Raw genomic sequence first — 25,267 nt, 5'->3', positions numbered from 1 at the left:
TGCTTGTTTGCAGTTAGGCTTTACACTAAACTGGCAGCAATTGGTTGCTTGGTTGACACACAAAGTGAGGACATTATGAGTACAGTTGAAGAGCGCGTTAAGAAGATTGTTTGTGAGCAGTTGGGCGTTAAAGAGTCCGAAGTTCAAAACTCATCTTCTTTTGTTGAAGATCTGGGCGCTGACTCACTGGACACCGTTGAGCTGGTTATGGCGTTGGAAGAGGAATTCGAAACTGAAATTCCTGACGAAGAAGCCGAAAAGCTGGCCAGCGTTCAGAATGCCATCGACTACATCGTATCGCACACCTGATACGCTGACGTTCGATAGGCAGTAAAAAAGCCGCTCTTGGTAATTCGAGGTGCGGCTTTTTTATTAGCCAAAATCGGCTCGTAGGCGGAAGCGGAAAAAGAGAAAGAATCGAAAGTGGGAGCTGGCAGGTGGTGAATGTTGTTTGGGCGGAAGAGGGCGGGCTGGCGGCAAATGACCGCGGGCTGACCTACGGTGATGGACTGTTCGAAACCATTCGCATGCAGGGCCAGCGTGGTGCACTGCTGGGCCGCCATCAGCGCCGACTGCTAGCAGATGCCGAACGCCTGGGTATTACGGTTACCCACGATGCCCTGAGCCGCGCCTGCCAATTGGCGGCGGAACGCTATGCTCCGGGTTTTGGTGAAAAATCTGACGCCCATTCTGGGGAAGACGGTTGGCCCGGGCAAGGTGGCTGGGTGCTGAAGTTGATTCTTAGCCGTGGCCCGGGCGGGCGCGGCTATCGCCCAGACAGTAACAGCCGCCCGCAGTTACTGATCAGCGCCGGGCTGTTGCCACCACTGCCGCCCGCAACGGGCGTGGTCGCGGATATTGCACGGCAAAGATTAACGGTTAATCCACAGTTGGCTGGTATGAAAACCCTGAATCGCCTGGAGCAGGTGATGGCGGCTCGTGAACTGACCGATGGGGTTTTCGAGTTGATCATGCGTGATCACAACGATTGTTTGGTAGAGGGCACAAGAACCAATCTACTGGCAAAGACCACTGCCGGATGGATAACGCCGCCGGCAACGGCTCTGGCGGTAGACGGTGTGATGCGCCAGTGGGTGCTGGATTGCCTGCGCCGCCGCGGTGAACCGGTATTGGAGCGTTCGCTCGGGCTGGCTGACCTTAGGGTGCCCGCCTGCGAAGGTCTGTATTTGCTCAGTAGCGTGCTGGGTGTGGTGCCGGTTTATCAATTGGCTGATGCTCATTTGCCTGTCACCGGCGGACTTGCGACAATCTGTGACCTGCTGACCACTTTGGAATAGATTCCTTGTTTAAAAAACTGTCCTTGTTGAATAAATTAATTCTAATGATGCTGGGAGCGGCGATGCTGACAGCTTCCGGGACGGCGCTGTGGGTGTCCCAAGGCCTGGAAACTCTGGATCTGCCAAGCCAGCTGGAACAGCCGCAATTGTTCGCCGTACCCCAAGGTACCGCTTTTAGTCAGGTGGCGCGGCAATTGGAGCAACAGAACCTGGTGCCCGATAGCCTGTGGTTGCGGGTATACGGCAAGTTGCATCCGCAGCAAACCTTGGTTAAGGCCGGTGAGTATGAATTTATAGACGGCCAAAGCCCGAAAAACATGCTGCAAATGATGATTGACGGCGACACCAAGCACTGGGCGCTGCAATTTATCGAAGGTTGGACCTTTGCCGATGCGCGCAAGGCGCTGGCCGCGGCTCCGCGCCTGCAACAAAAAACAGCAGACTGGAGCAACGCTGAAATCATGACGGCTGTAGGTGCCGAAGGCGAGCATCCCGAAGGTTGGTTTTTCCCCGATACCTATTTGTTTATCAGCAGCAACTCTGACCTTGATGTGCTGCAGCGCTCGTTCGACCGTATGCAGAGCGTGCTGGCGGAGGAGTGGGCTGCGCGGGCCGCGGATTTGCCCTACAAAACGCCTTATGAAGCTCTGATTATGGCGTCTATTGTCGAGCGTGAAACCGGCGCAGCGCACGAGCGTAAGCAGGTAGCTGGCGTGTTTGTGCGGCGCATGCATAAGGGCATGCGCCTGCAAACCGACCCAACGGTAATTTATGGCATGGGTGACCAGTATAAAGGCCGTATTACTCGTAAAGATCTGCAGACGCACACGCCTTACAACACTTACCGAATTGACGGCCTGCCGCCCACGCCCATTGCCCTGGCCGGTCGCGAAGCTATTCACGCAGCTCTGCATCCCGCTGATGGTAAAGCGCTGTTTTTCGTGGCTCGCGGTGATGGCACGCACACGTTTTCCCATACTCTGGCTCAACACCAGCGTGCAGTTCGGCAGTTCCAGCTGAACCGGCGTAGTGATTACCGGTCGTCTCCGGCGCCCGTTGCGCCCGAGGAGGACGCCACCGAGAGCAGTTCCGCACATCAGGAAGTACAGGAAAAACAGCCATGAGTCAGCGGGGCCGTTTTATAACTTTTGAAGGCACTGAAGGGATGGGGAAGTCCACCCAGTTGGCCATTGCTGCGGCCAGCTTGCGCGCTGCGGGTATAAATGTCCTGGTCACTCGCGAGCCCGGCGGTACACCGATGGCCGAGGCGATTCGTGAGCTGCTTCTGGCGCCGCGGGATGAACCGGTGCATGAGCTGACCGAGCTGCTACTGATGTTCGCCGCTCGTGCCCAGCACCTGCATACACGTATACTGCCGGCGCTCACCGCCGGACAGTGGGTGCTGTGTGACCGTTTTACCGATGCAACCTTCGCTTACCAGGGCGGTGGCCGCGGCACGCCTGCCGAGCGTATCGGATTGCTGGAAACCCTAGTGCAGGGCGAGCTTCGCCCTGACCATATTGTGCTGCTCGATGCGCCAGTGGAAACTGGTATGGCTCGCGCCCGCAAGCGTGGAGAATTGGACCGGTTTGAACAGGAAACCGTTGAATTCTTCGACCGCATTCGTGCGACCTATTTGCAGCGTGCCCGTCGCGAACCTCAGCGTTATCACATTGTTGACGCCGGCCAACCGCTGGCGCGGGTCAGTGCCGATGTGAAACGCTTGTGTCAAGACATAGCCATTCTTTGAATATTGGCGCGATGACTGCTTTACTTTAGGGGTACGCGAATACTCCGTGCACACGAGTGAATCCCGAAAGGCGCTAATCCGCGTCTAAGAGCGGAACTTATGCTGAACGCAACGCTGTTGAAACTGCCTACCGCTTCGCACCAGCATCGCCACGAACATCATCAGGTGGTTGTGGGTGTGCAGGGGGAAGCTGATCTGTTCGTTGACGGCAATGCGTCCCACATTGATGCCTGGCGAGCGTGCCTGGTTCCCACGGATGTGCGCCATGATTACAGCGGCGACCAGCGTAATCATGTACTGGTGATCGATGTTGATCCTTATATGCCAAGCGTTGGCAGTAATGCTCACCGCCACTATCAACGCCTGAAGCCTCTGTTCCGGCAACCCAGCACTCTGAGCTTGGACAACCGCCTTCAGGGCCTGGTGCAGTTTGCCGCAGACGAGCTTGACCGGGCTCCGGAAAACAGCTCACTGCACCAGCACTTCGCGGGGACGATTCTGCATTGCCTGGCTCAGCGCCTGGCAGAAACGCCGCGCCAACCTGCGCCGCTGCGCAACGCTGTGAACCCAGACATGGTGCGCCGTTTTTTGCTTGAAAATCTGCATCGTGACATCGGCGTTCGAGACATGGCTGCTGTTTCTTGCCTGAGTGCCAGCCGCTTTCACGATCTGTTCCGTCAGAGTACCGGCACCACACCGCACCAATTTCTGTTGCAAATCCGACTCGATCAAGCCTCGAAACTGCTTGAGAGAACGCCACTGTCTGTGTCTGAAATTAGCCACCGCACCGGATTTTCTTCTCAAAGCGCATTGGCTAACGCGTTGAAAAAGTACCGCGGAACGACCGCGAGTGCTCTGCGTGCGCGGCGTTAAGCTCCGATTCCCTTCTGTTTTCCTTCCGTTTTCCTTTAATTTCCCCCAATGGCGTCTTATTTTTCGGGTTTTTAGTGAGCGAAGTCTATTTCCGCAGGATTTTGTAAATAAACAGTAGAAATTTGCAAGATCGAGATCCGTAGTAATACTAATGTATGACTATTGGTATTGATAAACAGCCTATCGATTTTTTTGGTGTGCCTGAATTGGAGACAAACTTGCTCCCGGGGTATCCATTTTTGGCAGAGGTGTCTTTATGTTTCGTGCGAGTAAGGTTCTGGAGCCGGCGTTTCAAGAGCAGCCGCGTTCCTTCTTCTGGCAGGGATTAACGGAAAACTATCAGGTAGACGAAGCCGCCTATCTGAAAGAGCTGATACCGCTTGCACAGAGTGACGCCTCCGAGCACAAGGCGATAACCGATACAGCCAGGTCGCTGATTGAGAAAGTGCGCGCGCAAGACGGCGCCGTTCACATGATTGACGCGCTGCTTCAGGAATACAGCCTAGATACCGAGGAAGGTATCCTGTTGATGTGTTTGGCGGAAGCATTGATGCGTATTCCGGACAAGCACACGGCCGATGCGCTGATCAAAGACAAAATGTTGAGCGCTGACTGGAAAAAACACGTTGGGCGCAGTGAATCGACGCTGGTTAACGCCTCCACTTGGGGTTTGATGCTGACCGGTCGTGTGGTCAAGATGGACAAGCGCCTTGATGGTTCACCGTCGAACGTCTGGAACCGCTTGGTTAAACGCAGCGGCGAGCCAGTGATTCGCGGCGCTATGAACCAAGCCATGGCCATTATGGGCAAGCAGTTTGTATTGGGCCGTGACATCAACGAAGCTCTGAAACAGGCCCGTGATGACCGCAAGCTGGGTTACAGCTATTCCTTCGACATGCTCGGCGAAGCCGCGATGGCGCAAGACGATGCTAATCTCTACCTTAAAGAGTACTTACAGGCGATTGAGGCGGTGGGCAACGATCCTGATCCGCAAGATAACGCTCCGCGGCCGTCGATTTCCATCAAGCTGTCAGCCCTGCATCCACGTTATGAAGTTTCCCAGGAACACCGGGTGCTCACCGAGCTATACCGTACCGTGTGCGACCTTGTGCAGTTTGCCCGTGACAAAGACGTGTCTATCACCATAGACGCCGAAGAAATGGACCGGCTGGAGTTGTCACTGAAGCTGTTTGAGAAAATCCTGACGTCACCGGCTGCATCCGGCTGGGGCGGTTTCGGCTTGGTTATTCAGGCCTACTCAAAGCGCGCTCTGCCGGCGCTGTGTTGGCTGACCAAGCTGGCGAAGGAAACCGGTGACGAAATTCCCATTCGCTTGGTGAAAGGCGCCTACTGGGACACTGAAATCAAGATGTGCCAGCAAATGGGCATTGAAAGCTATCCGGTATTCACTCGCAAAGAAGCCACCGACACGTCCTATCTGGCGTGCCTGCGGTTTTTGTTGAGTGATTACACTCAGGGTGCTCTGTACCCGCAGCTTGCGAGTCATAACGCACACACCGTTGCGGCGGTTCTGGCTATGGCCAAGAAGCGCAATCGCAAAATTGAGTTCCAGCGCCTGCACGGTATGGGTGACGCTCTGTACAACAGCATTCTCCAAGAACACGACATTCCGGTTCGTATCTATGCCCCGGTGGGTGCCCATAAAGATCTACTGCCGTATCTGGTTCGCCGGTTGCTGGAAAATGGCGCCAACTCCTCATTTGTACATCGCTTGGTAGATGCCAGTACACCGATTGAACACCTGGTGCAAAACCCGGTGCAGGAACTGCAGAAATACGACTCGCTGGCGAACAGTCGCATTCCTCGGCCTATGGATATTTTTGGCGAGCAGCGCCGTAATTCGCGCGGCATTAATATTCACGTGGCATCCCAGCTAGAGCCGTTAATAAACAATCTGCAGAAGTGGAACAGCACCCGTTGGCATGCTTGCCCGGTCATTAACGGCGAGCGCCGCAGCGACGGCGATAAAACCGAAGTGCGCGCGCCTTATGACCGAAGCAAACGGGTAGGCGACGTCGTTTGGGCTAATGAAAAACACGCGGAAGACGCACTAAAAGTGGCCTTTGCCGGCTTCCGAAAATGGAATGAACGCCCGGTTGAAGAGCGCGCCCTGTGTCTTGAAACGTTCGCGAACCTGATGGAAAAGCACATGGAAGAGCTGATGGCTCTGTGCTGCCAAGAAGCTGGAAAAACCATGCAGGACGGTATTGACGAAGTGCGTGAAGCCGTCGATTTCTGCCGCTACTACGCCAGCGATGGCCGTGCCCGCTTTGCCAAGGCCATCGCACTGCCAGGGCCCACCGGGGAAAGTAACGAGCTGTACATGGAAGGCCGCGGCGTTTTCCTGTGCATCAGTCCCTGGAACTTTCCGCTGGCTATTTACACGGGCCAAATTATGGCGGCTCTGGTAGCGGGCAATACCGTGATTGCAAAACCCGCAGAGCGGACCAGTCTAGTGGCCATGCGTGGAATGGAGCTGATGCTGGAAGCCGGTTTCCCGGCCAATGTGCTGCAGTTCTTGCCGGGCGACGGCGCCAAACTCGGTAAGGTGCTGACGCCAGATTCACGCATTGCCGGCGTCTGCTTTACCGGTTCGACCCAGGTTGCACATTTTTTGAACTGCACGCTGGCGCAGCGCAGCGGTGCTATTGTGCCTCTGATTGCCGAAACCGGCGGCCAGAACGCGATGATTGTTGACAGCAGCGCCTTACCCGAACAGGTTGTTCGCGACGTAGTGCAGTCTGCGTTCGCTAGTGCAGGTCAACGCTGTTCAGCACTGCGGGTTCTTTACGTTCAGCAAGACGTAGCCGATCGCATGGAAACCCTTTTGGCGGGCGCTATGAGTGAGCTGGTGGTCGGTAATCCGCAAAGCCACAGCACTGACGTGGGCCCGGTGATCGACCAGAAAGCCAAAGAGAATCTTGAGAAACACTTGGTCAATCTTGACGCCAACGCTCGGTTGATTGGGCGCAAAGAGTTGCCAAGTGATTGTTCCGCTGGCTATTTTGTAGTTCCGTCTGCCTACGGTATTAACAGCATTAACGATCTGAACGGCGAGCATTTCGGTCCCATTTTGCACGTAGTACGTTACGAGGCAGAACAGCTCGACAACGTTATTGACGAAATCAACGCCACCGGTTACGGCCTTACCCTGGGCATTCACAGCCGTAGCGAATCCACCGCCGCCTACATCGAACGCCGGGTAAAAGTGGGCAATTGCTACGTCAACCGTAACCAAATTGGTGCGGTGGTTGGGGTGCAACCATTTGGTGGGCGCGGGTTGTCTGGCACTGGCCCGAAAGCGGGTGGCCCACACTACGTGTTACGTTTCGCTATCGAACGTACTCGCACGATTAACACCACAGCGGTAGGCGGTAACGCATCGTTGTTGTCGCTGGGTATTGAACAGGTTTGAGGGGTGAGATGCTCTTAAATCAATAGGGAATGGAAACAGCACGAAACGGAAAAATGAAAAAAAACCCTAGGGAGGCAGTAAGTGTTGTGATGTCGAGGCATACGTTGTAGGTAGTCGAGCTTTATCAGGCGAAAACAAAGAAAGTAAAAAAACAAACGGTGCGACCATCTGAATTTACCGGGTGAGTGCGCCGAACGGTCGGAGTTAATTCCGTCCTATTTGAACTGGAGGAGTTTCATGGCTATTGGCGTTTGGATCAGTCTAATTGGTTATTTTGCGCTCATGATTGCTATCGGCATTTATGCGATGCGCACATCTACGTCCTCATCCGAAGATTACATGTTGGGCGGGCGATCGCTCAGTCCAAAGGTGGCGGCCCTTTCGGCTGGCGCTTCGGACATGAGCGGATGGTTACTTCTGGGTCTTCCGGGTGCGTTGTACGTATCTGGTTTGGCCTCAGCCTGGATCGGTATTGGCCTGTTTGTGGGCGCGTTCGTAAACTGGACGCTTGTTGCGCCCCGATTGCGCGAACAAACGGTTCATTATGGTAATGCCATTACCATTCCATCCTTTCTGGCAAATCGGTTCCCGACTCAGGCGCTGTCATTGCGCACGGTGTCGGCAATCGTCATCGTTATCTTCTTCGCCGTTTACACCGCGTCTGGCCTGGTTGCTGGCGGTAAGCTGTTCGAAAGTGCGTTTTCCGGCATTTTCAACTTCGGTGGCCTGAACGACTACGCCGTGGGTATTATCATTACACTGGGCGTGGTGCTGGTGTACACGGTTATCGGTGGATTCCTGGCAGTGAGCATGACTGACTTTGTTCAGGGCGTCATCATGATGCTGGCGCTGGTTCTTATGCCGGCGGTTGTGCTCTTTGGTGAAGGCGGTGGCGGTTATACGCAAGCGGCTCAGACCTTGAATGAAATCGACCCCACGCTCTTGTCCTGGACAGAAGGGCTGACCTTTGTTGGATGGCTTTCTGCGGTTACCTGGGGCTTGGGTTATTTTGGTCAGCCTCATATCATCGTGCGCTTTATGGCTATTCGTACCCTTAAAGATGTTCCGATTGCCCGTAACATTGGTATGGGCTGGATGGCTATTTCGCTGATTGGTGCCATTTCTCTGGGTGTCTTTGGCCGGGCTTATGCCGTGCGCAATGGTATAGAGATCGATGATCCGGAAACGCTCTTTATCATCTTGTCTGACCTGCTGTTCCACCCGCTGATTACGGGTTTCCTTTATGCTGCGCTGTTGGCTGCGGTTATGAGCACCATTTCCAGCCAGCTTCTGGTGTCCTCGTCTTCTTTGACTGAAGACTTCTATCGCCTGTTCCTGCGCAAAGAAGCAACTGATCGCGAGTGTGTGAACATTGGTCGTGTTTGTGTGGTTCTGGTTGGACTGATTGCTGCGTTTATTGCATCTGATCCCGACTCTCAGGTTTTGGGACTGGTCAGTAACGCCTGGGCAGGCTTTGGTGCAGCGTTCGGCCCGCTGATTCTGCTGTCGCTGATGTGGCCGCGCACTAACGGTACCGGTGCCATTGCTGGTCTGGTTGTGGGTGCGGTTACTGTTATGGTCTGGATTTCACTGGGCTGGGGCGGTGAGTTCATGGGTGGTCCGGGTGTTTACGCGATCATTCCTGGCTTTGTCGCTTCCTGGATTGCGATCATGGCTGTTAGTAGCATGACGGCTGATACCGGTGAATATCAGCACATCGAGCGGTAAACGAAGAGGATCAGGGGCTGATTTCAAATCTGTCCCCGATTGGTGATAAAAGGGGCTCCTTCGGGAGCCTCTTTTTTTTGTGTTTGGGCATAAAAAACGCCAGCTCTCAGGCTGGCGTTCCCAGAATAGGGGACAGATTTCAAATCTGTCCCCTGTTTGGCTTGGTCTCCGGCTTGATACCCGGTTTGTTCCTTACAAAGGCTTAAGCGATATCGGCTTCTGCAGCTTTGCTGGTGTAGTTGTCCATCTTGTCAAAGCTCAGGTAGTTGTAGATCTCTTTCGACATACTGTTCAGGTTTTTGGCGTACTCCATGTACTCTGCCGGTGTTGGCAGTTTGCCCAGAATCGCACCTACTGACGCCAGTTCCGCTGAAGTCAGGTACACGTTTGCACCATCGCCCAAACGGTTGGGGAAGTTACGGGTGGAAGTAGACAATACGGTGGTGCCAGCGCCTACCCGCGCCTGGTTACCCATGCACAGCGAACAGCCCGGCATCTCGGTACGCACACCGGCGTCGCCGTAGATTTTGAAGTAGCCTTCTTCCATCAGCTGGGACTCGTCCATCTTGGTGGGCGGAGACATCCAGAGGCGGACTTTCAGGGGTTCTTTGTTCTGCTCCAGCAGTTTGCCGGCGGCGCGGAAGTGACCGATGTTGGTCATGCACGAACCGATGAACACTTCGTCGACCTTGTCGCCGGCGACATCGGACAGAATGCGGGCGTCGTCCGGATCGTTCGGGCAGCACACGATCGGCTCTTTGATATCGGCCAGATCAATTTCGATGATGTGAGCGTACTCGGCGTCGGAATCGGCGCGCATCAGGCCAGGCTTGGCCAGCCAGGCTTCCATACCCTGGGCACGACGCTCCAGAGTTCGCGCGTCGCCATAACCTTCGGCAATCATCCAGCGCAGCATGGTGATGTTGGAACGCAGATACTCGGCCACCGACTCTTCTGACAAGTTGATGGTGCAGCCAGCAGCGGAGCGCTCGGCAGACGCGTCAGACAGCTCGAACGCCTGCTCTGCAGTCAGGTGCTCTAGACCCTCGATTTCCAGCACGCGGCCAGAGAATTCGTTGATCTTGCCTTTCTTCTCTACGGTCAGCATGCCTTGCTTGATGCCATAAAGGGGAATGGCGTGCACCAGGTCACGCAGGGTAATGCCGGGCTGCAGTTCGCCTTTGAAACGCACCAGTATTGATTCCGGCATGTCCAGCGGCATAACGCCGGTGGCAGCGGCAAACGCGACCAAGCCAGAACCGGCCGGGAAGGAAATGCCCATAGGAAAACGGGTGTGGGAATCACCACCGGTGCCTACAGTGTCGGGCAGCAGCATGCGGTTCAGCCACGAGTGGATGATGCCGTCGCCCGGGCGCAGAGAAACACCGCCGCGGGTACGCATGAAGTCTGGCATGGTGTGCTGCATTTCCACGTCAATCGGCTTGGGGTAAGCGGCTGTGTGGCAGAATGACTGCATGACCAGGTCGGCCTGGAAGCCCAGGCACGCCAGATCTTTCAATTCGTCACGGGTCATCGGGCCGGTGGTGTCTTGGGAACCCACGGTGGTCATTTTCGGCTCGCAGTAGGTGCCGGGGCGAACGCCTTGGCCTTCTTCCAGTCCGCAGGCTTTGCCGACCATTTTTTGCGCGAGGGTGAAACCCTTGGTGCCAACTTCAGGGTCGTCTGGCAGGCGGAAGATGTCGGTAGCGCCCAGGCCCAGTGTTTCACGGGCCTTGGTGGTCAGGCCGCGGCCGATGATCAGCGGAATACGGCCGCCAGCCTGAACTTCGTCCAGAATCACGTCAGACTTGAAACCGAATTCAGCGATTACATCGCCGTTTTCGTTCAGAATTTTGCCTTCGTACGGGCGGATATCAATTACGTCGCCCATGTTCATGTCGTCAACCGGCGCTTCGAATACCAGCGCGCCAGCGTCTTCCATGGTGTTGAAGAAGATAGGGGCAACTTTGTTGCCGATACACACACCGCCGCCGCGCTTGTTCGGCACGCCTGGGATGTCGTCACCGAAGAACCACAGCACCGAGTTGGTGGCGGATTTACGGGAAGAGCCGGTACCTACAACGTCGCCTACGAAAGCAACGGGCAGGCCTTTGGCGCTGATGTCGGCAATCTGGCTCATGGGGCCGGTAACACCGTGTTCTTCGGGGCTCAGGCCATCGCGGGTCATTTTATAAGCAGCGCGGGAATGCAACGGAATGTCAGGACGTGACCAGGCATCGGGTGCTGGTGACAGGTCGTCGGTGTTGGTCTCGCCGGTGACTTTAAACACCACCATTTTGATGCTGTCGGCAACTTTGTTACGCTTGGTGAACCATTCAGCGTTAGCCCACGATTCAATCACGTCTTTGGCGACGGCGTTGCCAGCGTCCATTTTTACTTTCACGTCGTTGAAAGCGTCGAACATCAACAGAGTGTGTTTGAGCTGAATGCCGGCGGGTTCGGCCAGTTCGGGATCGTCTAACAGGTCTACCAGGGTGGTAATGTTATAGCCGCCCTGCATCATTCCAAGCAACTGAATTGCTTTGCCGTTGTTAATCGCTGGGGAATTGGCTTCGCCTTTCACAAGGGCGGTCAGGAACGCGGCTTTTACATAGGCGGCTTCATCCACCCCGGGCGGAACACGGTTTTCCAACAGGTCAATCAGTACGTTTTCGTCTTCGTTTTCAGGGGCGGACGGCTTTTTCAGCAGTTCCACCAGTGCGGCGGTTTGTTCGGCGTTCAGAGGCTTGGGTGGAATACCCAGAGCTGCACGCTCGGCAACGTGTTCACGGTAGGCTTCTAACACGGTTTGACCCTCATCGGTTGAAGTATTCCGCTTGGTTGGCGCAAGGCGCCTGGCGGAAATGTTATGGTAAAAAGGCTTTAAACTGGCGTTGCAGTGTATAGGAAAGCCCTTATAAAGTTAAATTGAACAGAGGTCGGAGAGAATTGTCAGCTGCGCTATACTGATGCATCAATTTTAATCCAATATTCGGGATGCCATGAACGACGCCCTGCAGAGCACTATTTACAGCACTATGGACAGCAATATCGATAGTACTATCGAGACTAATATCGACAGCACTAACGAACGTATCCACAGGGGTGCTCATGATAGTATTAACGACTTTTTGTTGTGTCGGACGCCTCAGGCCTGGATTGATAATGCTTTGGCGAATCAGGACTTGTTGCTGATTGACCACGCCCACTGCGAGAAAAAAGCAGCTTCCACAGCGCTCAGCCTGATGTACCGTTATGTGGATAACGCCGATCTGCTGCACAAAATGTCGCGATTGGCACGGGAAGAGTTAAGGCACTTTGAGCAGGTTCTGGCTCTGATGACGGCGCGCGGAGTTAGCTATCGTCATTTAACCCCTGCGCGTTATGCCGCAGGTCTGCGAACCGCAGTGCGCACCAGTGACCCTGGGCGTCTGGTCGATTTGCTGGTGATAGGCGCCATCATTGAAGCACGTTCCTGTGAGCGCTTTGCGACCCTTGCACCGTATCTTGATATCGAGCTTTCAAATTTTTATAACGGACTTCTGAAATCTGAAGCCCGCCACTATCGCGATTACCTGGCTTTGGCCGAACAGGCCAATGGCGGCGCGGTTGACGACAGAGTTGCGGTATTTTTGGCCATCGAACAAGAGTTGATTGAACAGCCAGATTCTGAGTTTCGTTTTCACAGCGGTCCGCTGAGGTAGCCGCTCGCTAACAAACACGCTATTCCTATCTAACTCGAATTGACACAAGAGGGTGAAATGAGCAATTTGATTAAAGAAACCGTCACCAGTGTGCATCATTGGAACGATACTCTGTTCAGCTTCAAAACCAGTCGCGATCCCAGCTTCCGTTTTAAGAACGGCCATTTTGTGATGATTGGGCTGGAAACGGAAGGAAAACCGCTGATGCGCGCCTACAGTATCGCCAGCGCAAATTATGAAGAAGAGCTCGAGTTTTTCTCCATCAAAGTGCAAGACGGCCCGCTAACGTCCAGACTACAGAAAATAAAAGTAGGCGATGAAATTCTTATTAGTCGTAAGCCTACCGGTACGCTAATTCTAGATAACCTGCTGCCAGGAAAAAATCTGTGGTTGATTGCCACCGGCACCGGTCTTGCACCCTTTATGAGCATCGTAAAAGATCCGGACGTGTACGAAGCTTTTGATAAAGTGATTGTAACTCACGGTGTTCGCTACGTTACCGAATTGGCATACCAGCATGAAATCGAAGCCCTGCCACAGAACGAGTTCTTTGGTGAAATGGTGGAAGGCAAACTGATGTATTACCCGACGGTAACCCGCGAACCTTTTCGCCACACCGGGCGGCTGACACACGCTATGGAAAGCGGCAAAATCACCCAGGATTTGGGCTTGTCAGAGCTTAATGTCGAGAATGATCGCTTCATGATTTGCGGCAGCCCCAGTATGCTCAAAGACACCTGCGCCATACTCAACAGTATGGGCTTCAAAGAAGCTCGTGGGGGAGATATGGGGCATTACGTTGTCGAGCGGGCGTTTGTGGAGCAGTAAGGTTCTCTTAAGGTTTTATGGCTGCCGATTGCGTCGGCCAGCTCCACACATTCACTTTGCAATTCGGAGGGTAAATAATGTCAGACAACATTTACACACCGCCAAAGGTATGGACTTGGGATAAAGCCAACGGCGGTGCTTTCGCCAACATTAACAGGCCGGTTGCCGGTGCTACCCACGATAAGACGCTGCCGATAGGCAAACATCCGTTCCAACTGTATTCACTGGCGACGCCCAACGGCGTAAAAGTAACCGTGATGCTGGAGGAACTGCTGGAACTGGGTTTTGTGGATGCCGAATACGACGCCTGGCTGATCAACATTGGCGAGGGTGATCAGTTTGGCAGTGGTTTTGTCGAGATAAATCCAAACTCCAAAATTCCGGCGCTGCTGGACCACTCTGCGCAACCGCCGCAGCGGCTGTTTGAGTCAGGCTCCATGCTGTTGTACTTGGCCGAAAAATTTGGCGCACTGTTGCCTGAAGACGCCGCTGGCCGCACCGAAACCCTGAACTGGCTATTTTGGCAGATGGCCAGTACGCCGATGTTGGGCGGAGGTTTCGGCCACTTCTACGCCTACGCACCCGAAAAATACGAGTACCCGATTGACCGCTACGCGATGGAAGTAAAGCGCCAACTGGATGTGCTGGATAAGCAGCTGGCGCACAATCGCTACATCGCGGGTGACACCTACACCATCGCAGACATTGCGATTTGGCCCTGGTACGGAGCACTGGTAAACAATCTGGTTTACGAAGCAGCAGAATTTCTGGACGCGCAAAGCTATATCCACGTGCTGCGCTGGGCCGCAGAAGTGGCAAAGCGCCCGGCGGTACAGCGTGGCCGTATGGTGAATAAAGTCACCGGCGAGCCTCACAAACAGCTCCGCGAGCGCCACCACGCCAGCGATTTCGAACTGCGCACAGAAGACAAAACAAACCCTGGCGGGGGCGCCTGAACGTTGGGCCAAAATAGTCTTCGCAGGTGGTACACGGTTCGCAGTCGAGCGTCTGCACCTTTAGCCTTGATGCTGGTGGGTGCTCTGGCGGCACTGCTCTATGGCTGCGGAAAATACACTGATATCGGGCTGGTCGGGCAGAGCGCAAATCCAGCGCCCGAGACCCTGAGTGCGAATCAGCCGCAGACAGACGGCGGGGGCGTTAGCGACATTTCTCTGGTGTTGAAGCCCGCGCAGCTTGATTGGATTGGTCAGCAGATTTTCCAAAACGAATGTGCAGGACAGTTCCCCTGCCTGGTGCACTGGAACGACGGCGAGGCGTTTCCGTCACTTGGTATCGGCCATTTTATCTGGTACCCAAAAGACGTTGAAGCTGGATTTGTCGAGAGTTTTCCCACACTGATCGATTACATGGCCCAGCGCCAGCGGTCCATTCCGGACTGGCTGCGGGGCCTAAAGCCGTTTGATGCACCTTGGGCAGACCAGGCTGCCTTTGATGCGGTGGAGAATTCACCCCAGGTCGCAGAACTGCGAGAGTTTTTGGCGGGCACTCAGGGTGTTCAGACCGAGTTTATATTTCGCCGTGCGCAAGCATCCATGAAGACCGTTGTTGAGGCGGCACCATTGGCCCGGCAGCTTGCGGTAAGCAATAACCTGGCGCAGCTGAGCCAAACACCGGGCGGAGTTTATGCGTTGGTGGATTATGTGAACTTTAAGGGCGAAGGGTTAGCAGTGTCTGAGCGTTATCAAGGTGAGGGCTGGGGCTTGCTGCAAGTTCTTCAAACTATGCCGGAGCAATCTGCCGATTCGGTGTTGCAACAGTTCCGCGAAGCGGCCGATAAAGTGTTAACCCGCCGCGCTGAGCTGGCAACTCAGGCGCGCGAACGTGAGCAGTGGTTGCCCGGCTGGCGCAAGCGACTGAACACCTATCGCGAGCCGGACGTAATGGCATTGCCGGAATCATGATCGACCGCCAGCTGGATGCACTTTTATAATCTAGTCATTAAAAAAGCCGGAGTTCATTCACTCCGGCTTTTTTTCACTTTAGGTTTTTCAGGGTTTGGCGTTAGCCCATGAACTGGCCGCCGTTGACCACCAGGTCTGCGCCAGTGACAAAGCCAGCGTCGTCGGCGGTCAAAAAGGCCACTGCGCGGGCGATGTCGTCTGGCTGCCCAAGGCGGCCTACCGGAATGTCCGCAACAATACTTTCCAGCACTTTGTCAGGCACTGCGCGCACCATCGGGGAATCGATATAGCCCGGTGAAATCGAGTTTACGGTCACGCCTTTACGTGCGCCTTCCAGTGCGATCGATTTGGTGAAGCCGTAAACGCCGGCCTTGGCAGCAGCGTAGTTGCTCTGCCCAAACTGGCCTTTGCCACCGTTGATAGAGGAGATGTTGACAATGCGGCCAAAGCCACGGTTGCACATGCCCTCGAACGCGTGGCGGCACATGTTAAACATGGAGTTCAGGTTAACGTTGATGACTTGGGTCCACTGATCTGCCCCCATTCTTTTTAGCGGTGCATCGTTGGTGATGCCGGCATTATTGACCAGTACATCGACCGGGCCAAACTCTTTTTCCACGCTTTCCATAAAGACTTTGCAGCTGTCATAGTCGGCAACGTCCACCGGCATAATGTTAACGGTGTAGCCTGCTTCGGCCATAATTTTTTGCCACTGTTCAGCTTTTTTGCGTGGCTCGTCGCCTGGGCGGTGAGTGGCGATCACGGTACGATCCTGATCGGTTAGCTGTTTGCACATTGCAGTGCCCAGGGCTCCGATTGCACCCGTCACAATGGCGACACGATTTGGCATATAACTCTCCCTTGGGTTTTATTTCATATTCCGTTAATTCAGCCTAGCAATAATTTGTGTGTCTGCCGGTTGGTATTTTTTAGTAGTCTGTTTCAGCGATGAAAATCAGGTTACATTTTCAGTGTAGCAGGGCAATATAAAAGTGCTGTTGGGCTTTAGTTGCATACCTGTTCTGTTGTTGGAACGCTTTACGTGTGTGTTTGCGCCGGTGTGCGGTTTCCCCGGATTTTTCTGACCAAAAAAGAGATCACGATGGACGAGTTACACGGTTATTATCTGGAAGATTTGGAAGTAGGCATGACAGCCAGCGTAACCAAAATTATCACCGACGCAGACGTTGTGCAGTTTGCCGAGTTAAGCGGCGATAACAACCCGGTTCACCTGAACGACGATTACGCCAAAACCACTCCGTTCAAAGCCCGCGTTGTTCACGGTATGTTCAGCGCAGCGCTGATCTCGGCGGTGCTTGGCACGAGGTTACCTGGGCCGGGTGCGATCTACATTGACCAGCGGCTGCGCTTTAAGGCGCCGGTGTTTATTGGTGACGCCGTTGTGGCGAGTGCGGAAGTACAGGAAATTGATTTGAGACGGCGCCGGGTCAAGCTAAAAACAGTGTGTACGGTCGATGGCAAAGTGGTTGCCGAGGGTTACGCCACCAATATGGTCGATAGCCGCCCGGTCTGAGTTAAAGTGCCTGTTTGTTCAGTTGCAGCGGCTGGTCCGTTGCGGCTTCCAGCCACCAAACGTGGCTATCCCAATCCCCTAGGACAATCCGCTCAGCGGGGTGATCATTCACCTGCAACGGATGCCGGGCCGGGCGATGGGTGTGGCCGTGAATCAACTGCGGCACATGATGCTGTTCCATCACCCGCACCGCTTCTTCTGGTGTCACATCCATAATGGCTTGGGTCTTGCCCTTGTTCTTGGCCATACTCAGTTCGCGCAGTTGGCGAGCCATCAGCTGGCGGTCTTTCAGCGGGCGAGCCAGCAGCATTTTCTGGGTTTTCGGGTTACGCATGTTGGCGCGGAATTTCTGATATTCCACATCGGCGGTGCACAGGCTGTCGCCGTGCATCAGCAGCGTGGGGGTGCCGTAAAGATCAATCACGGTCGGGTCGTCCAGCAGGGTTGCCCCAAGCCGCTGGCAATAATCCTGGCCCAGCAAAAAGTCTCGGTTGCCGTGCATCACATACACAGCGGTGCCGCCGTCGCTGACCTGCTTCAATGCGGCAGCAATCTCTTCCTGCAACGGCGTGTGCTCATCGTCGCCAATCCAGGCTTCAAAGAAATCGCCCAGAATGTACAGCGTGTGAGCACTCACCGCGCGATCGTGTAAGAAGGCAAGAAACGCCCGGGTAATGTCCGGGCGTGACTCTTCCAAATGCAGATCGGAAATGAACAGCGTGGTCACGCTGCGTCTCCGTCCTCAAGCACTTCGGCTTTTTCGATGATCACGTCGTCAGCAGGAACATCCTGGTGGCCGGCTTTCATCGTGGTCCGCACTGCGCGAATTTTGTCGACTACGTCCATGCCTTCGGCCACCTTAGCAAAAACGCAATAGCCCCAGCCTTCCGCAGTTTTGGCGGAATGGTCCAGAAAACCGTTATTTTCAACGTTGATGAAAAACTGCGCGGTTGCGGAGTGCGGGTCCATGGTGCGGGCCATTGCAACGGTGCCGGCCATGTTGTTTAAGCCGTTATCCGCTTCGTTCTGGATAGGCGCGTGGGTTTTGCGCGGGCTCATGTCCGGCTCGAAGCCGCCGCCCTGAACCATGAAGTTGCTGATTATCCGGTGAAATATCAGGCCGTCAAAAAAGCCCTCGCGCACATACTTTTCGAAGTTTTTAGCGGTTTCCGGTGCTTTGTCATAATCCAGTTCCAGCTTGATAGGGCCGTGGTTGGTTGTCAGTAGAATCATCGGGTTTTCCTGTTTTTTGGGGTAAGTTTGCGCGCACTGCGCGCGTTGTCTGCCATTGTACGCAAGACTTTGGTATGGCGCATGAGTCTGCTGTGTTTTTATGCGTATAATAGCCCGCTCAGATCCACCTCCTTTTTGCAGAGATTGTATGAGCGCCGAGCCCAAGAAAGCCCATAACTTTATTCAAAGCCTGATCGAAGACGCTGTCGTCAAAGGCGCGCACACAGGCACGGTAGTGACCCGTTTCCCGCCGGAGCCCAACGGTTATCTGCACGTTGGGCACGCCAAAGCCATTTGCCTGAATTTTGGCATTGCCAATACCTTTGGCGGCGAATGCAATCTGCGCTTTGACGACACCAACCCGGAAAAAGAAAGCCAGGAATACATCAACGCGATAAAAGCGGATGTGGAGTGGCTTGGTTATCAATGGCAAGGAAAAGTGCACTTTGCCTCTGACTACTTTGATGCCCTGTACAACTTTGCGGAAGAGCTGATTGAGCGCGGCCATGCTTACGTGTGTGCTCTCAGCGCCGACGAGATGGCGGACTTCCGCGGCAGCCTTAAAGAGCCTGGCCGCAACAGCCCATATCGCGAACGCGCGGTGGAAGAAAACCTGAAACTGTTCGGCCAGATGCGCGACGGCGATTTCCAAAACGGCGAGATGGTGCTGCGGGCAAAGATTGATATGGCGTCGCCCAACATCAACATGCGTGACCCGATTCTGTATCGTATCCGCTACGCTGAGCACCACCAGACCGGCAATAAATGGTGCATCTACCCGATGTACGACTTCACCCATCCGATTTCAGACGCGCTGGAAGGCATTACCCATTCCCTGTGCACGCTGGAATTCGAAGACCATCGTCCACTGTATGACTGGGTGCTGGATAACATTAGCGTACCTTGTCACCCGCGCCAGATTGAATTTGCGCGGTTGAACCTGAACTACACTATTACCAGCAAACGCAAACTCAAACGTTTAGTGGACGAGCACATCGTTGACGGTTGGGACGACCCGCGAATGCCCACCATTTCAGGGTTGCGCCGCCGCGGTTACACGCCTGAGTCTTTGCGCACCTTCTGCGACATGATCGGCGTGAACAAAGCTGGCGGTACCGTAGACGTGGGCATGCTGGAGTTCGCCATTCGCGAAGATTTGAACATACGTTCGCCCCGCGCTATGTGCGTGATGCGTCCGTTAAAGGTAACTCTGACCAACTACCCAGCTGACAAAACCGAAACCCTGGTGCTGCCGGTGCATCCGCAAAATCCGGACATGGGCAGTCGCGAAGTGACTTGGAGCCAAACCCTGTTTATTGATCGCGAAGATTTCGTCCTGGAAGCACCACGCAAATGGAAGCGACTGGCCCCGGATCAGGCTGTGCGCATGCGCGGTGGTTATGTGATGACTTGCCGCGAAATTATCCGCGACCAGAGTGGCGAGATTGTCGAGCTGAAGTGCGAATACGACGAAAACACTCTGGGTGTGAACCCTGAAGGCTACAAGCCCAATGGTGTAATTCACTGGGTATCTGCAACGGACAGCGTGGAGTGCGACATCAACATGTACGACCGCCTGTTCAACGCGGAAACGCCAGACAGCGATAAAGAAGGCGATATGCTGGATCACCTGAACTCGCAATCTTTGGTGGTTTTGAAAGGCGCCCGCGTCGAACGCAATCTGGCGTTGCCGGCAAGCGATCTACCGTATCAGTTCGAGCGCGAAGGGTATTTTTTCTTCGACCAGAAGCTGACGGAAAATGCTGGCAAGCCGGTGTTCAATCGCACCGTCACCCTCCGCGATTCCTGGGGTAAATAATCGACAACGAGCTGGCCTTTTGAAAGGTCGGCTCGTTGCGTTCAGGCCTGCAATAGAACAGTAAACGAGAGTATTTTGTGATTAGAATCTATAACACCCTGAGCCAGAAAAAAGAACAGTTCAAACCCATCGAGCCGGGTAAAGTAGGCCTGTACGTGTGCGGCATGACCGTGTACGACTACTGTCATCTGGGCCACGCTCGGATATTGGTAGCGTTTGATGTTATCACCCGATATTTGCGTCACAGTGGTTTTGATGTGAACTACGTGCGCAACATTACCGACATAGACGACAAAATTCTGCGCCGCGCCGCTGAAAACGGCGAGGTGTACACCGACCTGACTGAGCGCATGATTGCCGCCATGCACGAAGACGAAGCCCGTCTGGGTGTGCTGTTGCCTAACGCTGAACCCCGTGCTACCGCATTCATTAGTGACATGATCGCGATGATTAAAACTCTGATTGCCGGCGACCACGCCTACGCGGCAGACAACGGCGATGTGTATTTTTCGGTATCGTCGTTCGCGGATTACGGCAAACTCAGCAGGAAAAAGCTGGAAGACCTTCTGGCGGGCGCGCGGGTAGACGTAGAACAGGCAAAACGCAGCTCGGCGGATTTTGCCTTGTGGAAAGCAGCAAAGCCTGACGAAGTATTCTGGCCATCGCCATGGGGCAACGGTCGCCCGGGTTGGCACATTGAATGCTCGGCCATGGCCAATCACTGCCTGGGTGACACCTTTGATATTCACGGTGGTGGGCCAGACCTGCTGTTTCCCCACCACGAAAACGAAATTGCCCAGTCAGAATGTGCTACCGGCCACACGTTTGCGAATACCTGGATGCACGCCGGCGCCATTCGGGTGAACAAAGAAAAGATGTCGAAATCACTGGGCAATTTTTTTACCATTCGCGAGATTATGGAAACCTATCCGGCGGAAGTGGTGCGCTACTTTTTAGTGTCCAGCCATTACCGCAGCCAAGTGGATTACTCAGAAGACAATCTGATTGAATCCGGTCGTAGCCTGACCAAACTTTACAATGCGCTGCGCGGTATCACTCCGCTAGCCAGCGATGCGGTGGCGCAGACTGCACACGACACTCTGTTCGCCAAACGCATGGATGACGATTTCAACTGTGCGGGCGCTATGGCAATTTTGCACGCCATCGCCGGCGAAATAAATCAGCAACGCCGTGACGGTGATGAACAAGCCGCCGCTGCCAGCGCATCGGTGCTGGTACGCCTGGGCTCGGTGCTGGGTTTGTTACAGCAAGACCCGGAGCTGTTTTTTCAGAGTGACAGCGGCAGCGGGCAGGGCAATGAGTTGAGTGCCGAGCAAATCGAAACGATGATTCAGGCCCGTGCAGATGCCCGCAAAGCCCGCGACTTCGCCGGCGCAGATCAGATTCGTGACGAGCTGTTAACACGGGGAGTTATTCTGGACGATTCTCGCGAGGGTACCAGCTGGCGGCGCGGTTAAGCCGCCTAAAACGCTGTATAAGCCTTGCTTTATTAAGATCGTACCCCGAGCGACGGATTCATTTGGGGGATGATCCGATACGCGATATCACGTAGAATGCTGCGTTCGGGAATTTTTTAACTTAGTGAGGGAAATGCGATGACATCACGCGTACAGCTTGACGGTCTTCAGGTTGCCGGGAATTTATACGACTTCATCAACAGCGAAGCGATTCCTGGAACGGGTCTGGATGCAGACAAATTCTGGGCAGATTTCGCCAAAATCGTCAACGATCTTGCGCCTCGCAATCGTGAGCTGCTAGCCAAACGCGATTCCCTGCAGGAAAAACTGGACGCCTGGAACCATAATCACCAGCACCAGACTCCGGATATGCACGTCTATAAAGATTTTTTGAAAGAAATCGGCTATTTGGTCGACGAGCCCGCTAATTTCAGCATTTCCACTGTTAACGTAGACCCTGAAGTAGCCATCATGGCGGGGCCGCAGCTTGTTGTGCCAATCATGAACGCGCGCTTTGCCCTGAACGCAGTCAACAGCCGTTGGGGCAGTTTGTACGATGCGCTTTACGGCACCGACGCGATCCCTGAAACAGGCGGCGCCGAAAAGACTGCAGGCTACAACCCGAAGCGCGGCGAGCTCGTGATCGAGTTTGCCCGTGACCTTCTGGACAGTTCAGCACCTTTAGCCTCTGGCAGTCACAAAGACGCAGCGCTCTATCATGTTGCCGGTGGCAAACTGGTTGTGGACCTGCAAAACGGTGACAGCATCGGTTTGAAAGATGAAACCGGTTTTGTGGGTTACACCGGTTCGGCAGACGCTCCTACGGGCATTCTGCTGGTTAAGAACGGCATGCACTTTGAAATCCAGATTGACGCTACTCATTCCATTGGCAAAACCGATGGTGCTCACGTTAAAGACGTGTTGATGGAATCGGCGCTGACCACCATTATGGATTGCGAAGACTCGGTAGCCGCAGTAGATGCAGACGACAAAGTCCTAGCTTACCGCAACTGGCTGGGCCTGATGAATGGCAGCTTGGAAGAGACCTTTGATAAAGGTGGTAAGCCGTTAACCCGCAAGATGAACGCGGATCGCGTTTACACCGCCGCCGACGGTAGCGAGCTGCAACTGAAGGGCCGCAGCGTGATGTTCATCCGTAACGTGGGCCACCTGATGACCAACCCGGCGATTCTGCTGGCAGATGGCAGCGAAGTGCCGGAAGGCCTGCTGGATGGAGTGATGACATCGCTGATGGCCATGCACGACCTGAAAGGCAACAGCCGGTTTCAGAACAGCGCTCAAGGCTCGATGTATATTGTTAAGCCGAAGATGCACGGCCCGGAAGAAGTTGCGTTTACCAACGAGTTTTTCGGTCGGGTGGAAGATGTTTTGGGCTTGCCGCGCTTTACTTTGAAAGTGGGCATTATGGATGAAGAACGCCGCACAACGGTGAACTTGAAGGCCTGCATTCACGCCGCTAAAGATCGCGTGGCGTTTATTAACACCGGCTTTTTGGATCGTACCGGTGACGAGATTCACACCTCCATGAAGCTTGCGCCATTTATTCGCAAAGGGAAAATGAAGCAGGCCACGTGGATTGGCGCTTACGAACAGTCGAACGTAGACATCGGTCTGGAAACCGGGTTTCGCGGTGTGGCGCAAATTGGCAAGGGCATGTGGGCCATGCCGGATTTGATGGCTGATATGCTGGAACAGAAAATCGGGCATCTAAAAGCCGGTGCCAACACAGCTTGGGTTCCATCACCGACTGCTGCCACCCTGCACGCCACGCATTATCATCAGGTAAATGTGGCTGATATCCAGCAGAAGCTGGAAAGCCGCAAGCGTGCAAGTGTGGATGATATTCTCACGGTGCCCATCAATTTGAATTCAAAAGATCTGACCGCTGCGGAAATTCAAGAGGAATTGGATAACAACGCCCAAAGTATTTTGGGCTACGTAGTGCGCTGGATCGACAGCGGCGTAGGTTGCTCTAAAGTGCCTGACATCAATAACGTGGGCCTGATGGAAGACCGCGCTACCCTGCGAATTTCGTCGCAGTTGCTGGCGAACTGGCTGTATCACGGTATCTGCAACAATCACCAGATTGAAGAAACCATGAAGCGCATGGCACTGATCGTGGACAAGCAGAACGCCGGTGACGCAAGTTATCGCCCAATGGCTGATAACTTTGCCGACAGCATTGCGTTTCAGGCGGCTATGGATTTGGTTCTGAAAGGTGCCGAGCAGCCTAATGGCTACACAGAACCGTTACTGCACGCATACCGGTTGAAAGCAAAAGCGAAATACGGGCAATAATTCGCTGCTGTGTTGCCAGAGAGGACAGACTTGAAGTCTGTCCTCTTTTTTTGTCAGAAGAGGGGAGGGGGCAGGCCTAAGGTCTGTCCCCCTTTTTGCTTCTGGAGGAAGACATAAAATCCGCCTCGTTTTTAGATTCCGGGGACAGGCTTGAAGTCTGTCCCATCTTTGGCTTGGGGTCTAGGGCATTGGCCGCGTGCAATGTGTTCTGCAGCAAAGTGGCAATGGTCATAGGGCCGACACCACCTGGTACCGGAGTAATGTAGGCGGCGCGCTCCGATGCAGCGGCGAAATCCACGTCGCCCTGCAGAGTGCCGTCTTCCATCCGGTTAATGCCCACATCAATCACTGTCGCACCCTGTTTTACCCATTCGCCTTTGATCAGCCCGGGTTTGCCCACCGCGGCAATCAATATATCGGCGTCACGCACAAAACGCTCCAGATCCGCTGTAAAACGGTGGCATACGGTAATGGTTGCGCCTTTCAGTAGCAGTTCCATGCTCATCGGGCGGCCAACGATGTTAGAAGCGCCCACAATGACCGCGTGCTGGCCTTTGTAGGGAGTGCCTATGCTGTCTAGCAGGGTGATGATACCGGCCGGTGTACACGGGCGTATGACGGGTCTGCGCTGGCTTAGGCGGCCGACGTTGAACGGATGAAAACCGTCAACGTCTTTATCCGGTCGAATCTTCAGCAAGATGGGGTCGGCGTCCAACTGTGTGGGCAAGGGCAGTTGCACTAATATTCCGTCTACCAGCGGGTTGTCGTTCAACTCGTCGATCAGGCTTTCCAGAGCTTGTTGCGAGGTGTCTGTCGCTAAATCGTAAGACAGCGACACAATGCCTGCCGCTTCGCAGGCTTTGCGCTTGTTGCCCACGTAAACCTGTGATGCAGAATCGCTGCCCACCAGAACCACCGCTAGGCCAGGCGCCCTAAGACCTTTGTCGAGGCGGGCTTGTACACCTTCAGCCACCTGATGGCGAACCTGGGTGGCAATCTTTTTTCCATTTATCAGTTCGGCGCTCATGGTTCGTCTTTGTGGGTTGGGCATGAATTGGTTGATTAAAAAGGCCTCTTATTGTCGCATGCTTCCGGGTTCAGGCCAATTAACGTCCGGATTCTAAAGGCTTGGGCGCGTTCACTGGGTGTTTTTTTAACAAACTTTTCAAATGATGGTTGACGAAGGCCCTCGTCGTCGCTAATATCTGCGCCAACTTTGCTGACACACGTTGTTGTGCAGTTCAGACGGGGTATAGCGCAGCCTGGTAGCGCGCCTGCTTTGGGAGCAGGATGTCGGGAGTTCGAATCTCTCTACCCCGACCACTTTTCTGACTGTTCAGGTGGG

20 protein-coding genes and 1 tRNA gene are annotated in these 25,267 nt (G+C 54.3%); 16 read left to right on the top strand and 5 right to left on the bottom strand.

Going from position 1 to position 25,267, the window contains the following annotated elements:
- Nucleotides 1-75: 75 nt before the first annotated feature.
- The 7 genes from acpP (at nucleotide 76) to putP (ending at nucleotide 9,085) form a co-directional block, all read left to right on the top strand.
- A complete protein-coding gene (gene acpP / locus ABA45_RS11575; RefSeq protein WP_014871749.1) occupies nucleotides 76-309 on the top strand; it encodes an acyl carrier protein in 234 nt (77 codons plus the stop codon).
- Nucleotides 310-437: 128 nt separating this feature from the next.
- A complete protein-coding gene (locus tag ABA45_RS11570; RefSeq protein ID WP_048386266.1) occupies nucleotides 438-1,298 on the top strand; it encodes an aminotransferase class IV in 861 nt (286 codons plus the stop codon).
- 5 nt (nucleotides 1,299-1,303) lie between these two features.
- Nucleotides 1,304-2,422 (top strand): endolytic transglycosylase MltG, encoded by a 1,119-nt coding sequence (gene mltG / locus ABA45_RS11565; RefSeq protein WP_084708332.1) that lies wholly within the window; start codon nucleotides 1,304-1,306, stop codon nucleotides 2,420-2,422.
- Nucleotides 2,419-3,048, top strand: coding sequence for a dTMP kinase (gene tmk, locus ABA45_RS11560; protein WP_048386264.1), 630 nt, complete (start codon nucleotides 2,419-2,421; stop codon nucleotides 3,046-3,048). The genes mltG and tmk overlap by 4 nt, the downstream gene beginning before the upstream one ends.
- Nucleotides 3,049-3,147: 99 nt before the next feature.
- A complete protein-coding gene (locus tag ABA45_RS11555) occupies nucleotides 3,148-3,921 on the top strand; it encodes an AraC family transcriptional regulator (protein ID WP_048386262.1) in 774 nt (257 codons plus the stop codon).
- Nucleotides 3,922-4,177: 256 nt separating this feature from the next.
- Nucleotides 4,178-7,357: a bifunctional proline dehydrogenase/L-glutamate gamma-semialdehyde dehydrogenase PutA gene (gene putA / locus ABA45_RS11550; RefSeq protein WP_048386260.1), complete on the top strand. Its 3,180-nt coding sequence runs from the start codon at nucleotides 4,178-4,180 to the stop codon at nucleotides 7,355-7,357.
- A gap of 237 nt (nucleotides 7,358-7,594) precedes the next feature.
- Nucleotides 7,595-9,085: a sodium/proline symporter PutP gene (putP, locus tag ABA45_RS11545; protein WP_048386258.1), complete on the top strand. Its 1,491-nt coding sequence runs from the start codon at nucleotides 7,595-7,597 to the stop codon at nucleotides 9,083-9,085.
- Nucleotides 9,086-9,287: 202 nt separating this feature from the next.
- On the opposite strand, the gene acnB is transcribed toward putP, so the two are convergent.
- Nucleotides 9,288-11,891 (bottom strand): bifunctional aconitate hydratase 2/2-methylisocitrate dehydratase, encoded by a 2,604-nt coding sequence (gene acnB, locus ABA45_RS11540; RefSeq protein ID WP_048386257.1) that lies wholly within the window; start codon nucleotides 11,889-11,891, stop codon nucleotides 9,288-9,290.
- A gap of 196 nt (nucleotides 11,892-12,087) precedes the next feature.
- Here acnB and miaE point away from each other — a divergent pair, with 196 nt between their 5' ends.
- From miaE to ABA45_RS11520, 4 genes are all read left to right on the top strand, one after another.
- The gene (gene miaE, locus ABA45_RS11535; protein ID WP_198146962.1) at nucleotides 12,088-12,789 is read left to right on the top strand and encodes a tRNA-(ms[2]io[6]A)-hydroxylase; all 702 of its coding nucleotides are present in this window, start codon (nucleotides 12,088-12,090) and stop codon (nucleotides 12,787-12,789) included.
- Between the two features lie 57 nt (nucleotides 12,790-12,846).
- Nucleotides 12,847-13,617 carry a ferredoxin--NADP reductase gene (locus tag ABA45_RS11530; protein ID WP_048386255.1) on the top strand — a complete coding sequence of 257 codons (771 nt, stop codon included), beginning with the start codon at nucleotides 12,847-12,849 and terminating at the stop codon, nucleotides 13,615-13,617.
- A 77-nt stretch (nucleotides 13,618-13,694) separates the two neighbouring features.
- The gene (yghU, locus tag ABA45_RS11525; protein WP_048386253.1) at nucleotides 13,695-14,573 is read left to right on the top strand and encodes a glutathione-dependent disulfide-bond oxidoreductase; all 879 of its coding nucleotides are present in this window, start codon (nucleotides 13,695-13,697) and stop codon (nucleotides 14,571-14,573) included.
- A 3-nt stretch (nucleotides 14,574-14,576) separates the two neighbouring features.
- The gene (locus ABA45_RS11520) at nucleotides 14,577-15,539 is read left to right on the top strand and encodes a hypothetical protein (protein ID WP_227506020.1); all 963 of its coding nucleotides are present in this window, start codon (nucleotides 14,577-14,579) and stop codon (nucleotides 15,537-15,539) included.
- Between the two features lie 100 nt (nucleotides 15,540-15,639).
- Here ABA45_RS11520 and phbB read toward each other — a convergent pair whose 3' ends face one another.
- Entirely contained in the window at nucleotides 15,640-16,389 is a 750-nt protein-coding gene (gene phbB, locus ABA45_RS11515) for an acetoacetyl-CoA reductase (protein WP_014871737.1), read from the bottom strand.
- A 252-nt stretch (nucleotides 16,390-16,641) separates the two neighbouring features.
- Here phbB and ABA45_RS11510 point away from each other — a divergent pair, with 252 nt between their 5' ends.
- On the top strand, nucleotides 16,642-17,073 hold the full coding sequence (locus tag ABA45_RS11510) for a MaoC family dehydratase (protein ID WP_048386249.1): 432 nt from the start codon (nucleotides 16,642-16,644) through the stop codon (nucleotides 17,071-17,073).
- A 1-nt stretch (nucleotide 17,074) separates the two neighbouring features.
- Here the strand turns inward: ABA45_RS11510 and lpxH are convergent, their stop codons facing one another.
- The gene (gene lpxH, locus ABA45_RS11505; protein WP_048386248.1) at nucleotides 17,075-17,800 is read right to left on the bottom strand and encodes a UDP-2,3-diacylglucosamine diphosphatase; all 726 of its coding nucleotides are present in this window, start codon (nucleotides 17,798-17,800) and stop codon (nucleotides 17,075-17,077) included.
- Entirely contained in the window at nucleotides 17,797-18,306 is a 510-nt protein-coding gene (locus tag ABA45_RS11500) for a peptidylprolyl isomerase (protein ID WP_014871734.1), read from the bottom strand. Before ABA45_RS11500 ends, lpxH begins: the two co-directional genes overlap by 4 nt.
- A 148-nt stretch (nucleotides 18,307-18,454) precedes the next feature.
- Here ABA45_RS11500 and ABA45_RS11495 point away from each other — a divergent pair, with 148 nt between their 5' ends.
- The 3 genes from ABA45_RS11495 (at nucleotide 18,455) to ABA45_RS11485 (ending at nucleotide 23,922) form a co-directional block, all read left to right on the top strand.
- Nucleotides 18,455-20,125 (top strand): glutamine--tRNA ligase/YqeY domain fusion protein, encoded by a 1,671-nt coding sequence (locus tag ABA45_RS11495; protein WP_048386245.1) that lies wholly within the window; start codon nucleotides 18,455-18,457, stop codon nucleotides 20,123-20,125.
- A gap of 77 nt (nucleotides 20,126-20,202) precedes the next feature.
- Nucleotides 20,203-21,603 carry a cysteine--tRNA ligase gene (gene cysS, locus ABA45_RS11490; RefSeq protein ID WP_048386243.1) on the top strand — a complete coding sequence of 467 codons (1,401 nt, stop codon included), beginning with the start codon at nucleotides 20,203-20,205 and terminating at the stop codon, nucleotides 21,601-21,603.
- A gap of 138 nt (nucleotides 21,604-21,741) precedes the next feature.
- Nucleotides 21,742-23,922 (top strand): malate synthase G, encoded by a 2,181-nt coding sequence (locus ABA45_RS11485; RefSeq protein WP_048386241.1) that lies wholly within the window; start codon nucleotides 21,742-21,744, stop codon nucleotides 23,920-23,922.
- Nucleotides 23,923-23,998: 76 nt separating this feature from the next.
- Here the strand turns inward: ABA45_RS11485 and folD are convergent, their stop codons facing one another.
- Nucleotides 23,999-24,949, bottom strand: coding sequence for a bifunctional methylenetetrahydrofolate dehydrogenase/methenyltetrahydrofolate cyclohydrolase FolD (folD, locus tag ABA45_RS11480; RefSeq protein ID WP_264753016.1), 951 nt, complete (start codon nucleotides 24,947-24,949; stop codon nucleotides 23,999-24,001).
- A 219-nt stretch (nucleotides 24,950-25,168) separates the two neighbouring features.
- Between folD and ABA45_RS11475 the strand changes: the two genes are divergently transcribed.
- Nucleotides 25,169-25,245: transfer RNA gene (locus tag ABA45_RS11475), tRNA-Pro, on the top strand.
- Nucleotides 25,246-25,267: the final 22 nt, after the last annotated feature.

Origin of the sequence: Marinobacter psychrophilus (assembly GCF_001043175.1) — a bacterium.
Classification (GTDB): Bacteria; Pseudomonadota; Gammaproteobacteria; order Pseudomonadales; family Oleiphilaceae; genus Marinobacter; species Marinobacter psychrophilus.
This window is presented reverse-complemented; position numbering and strand designations above follow the sequence as displayed.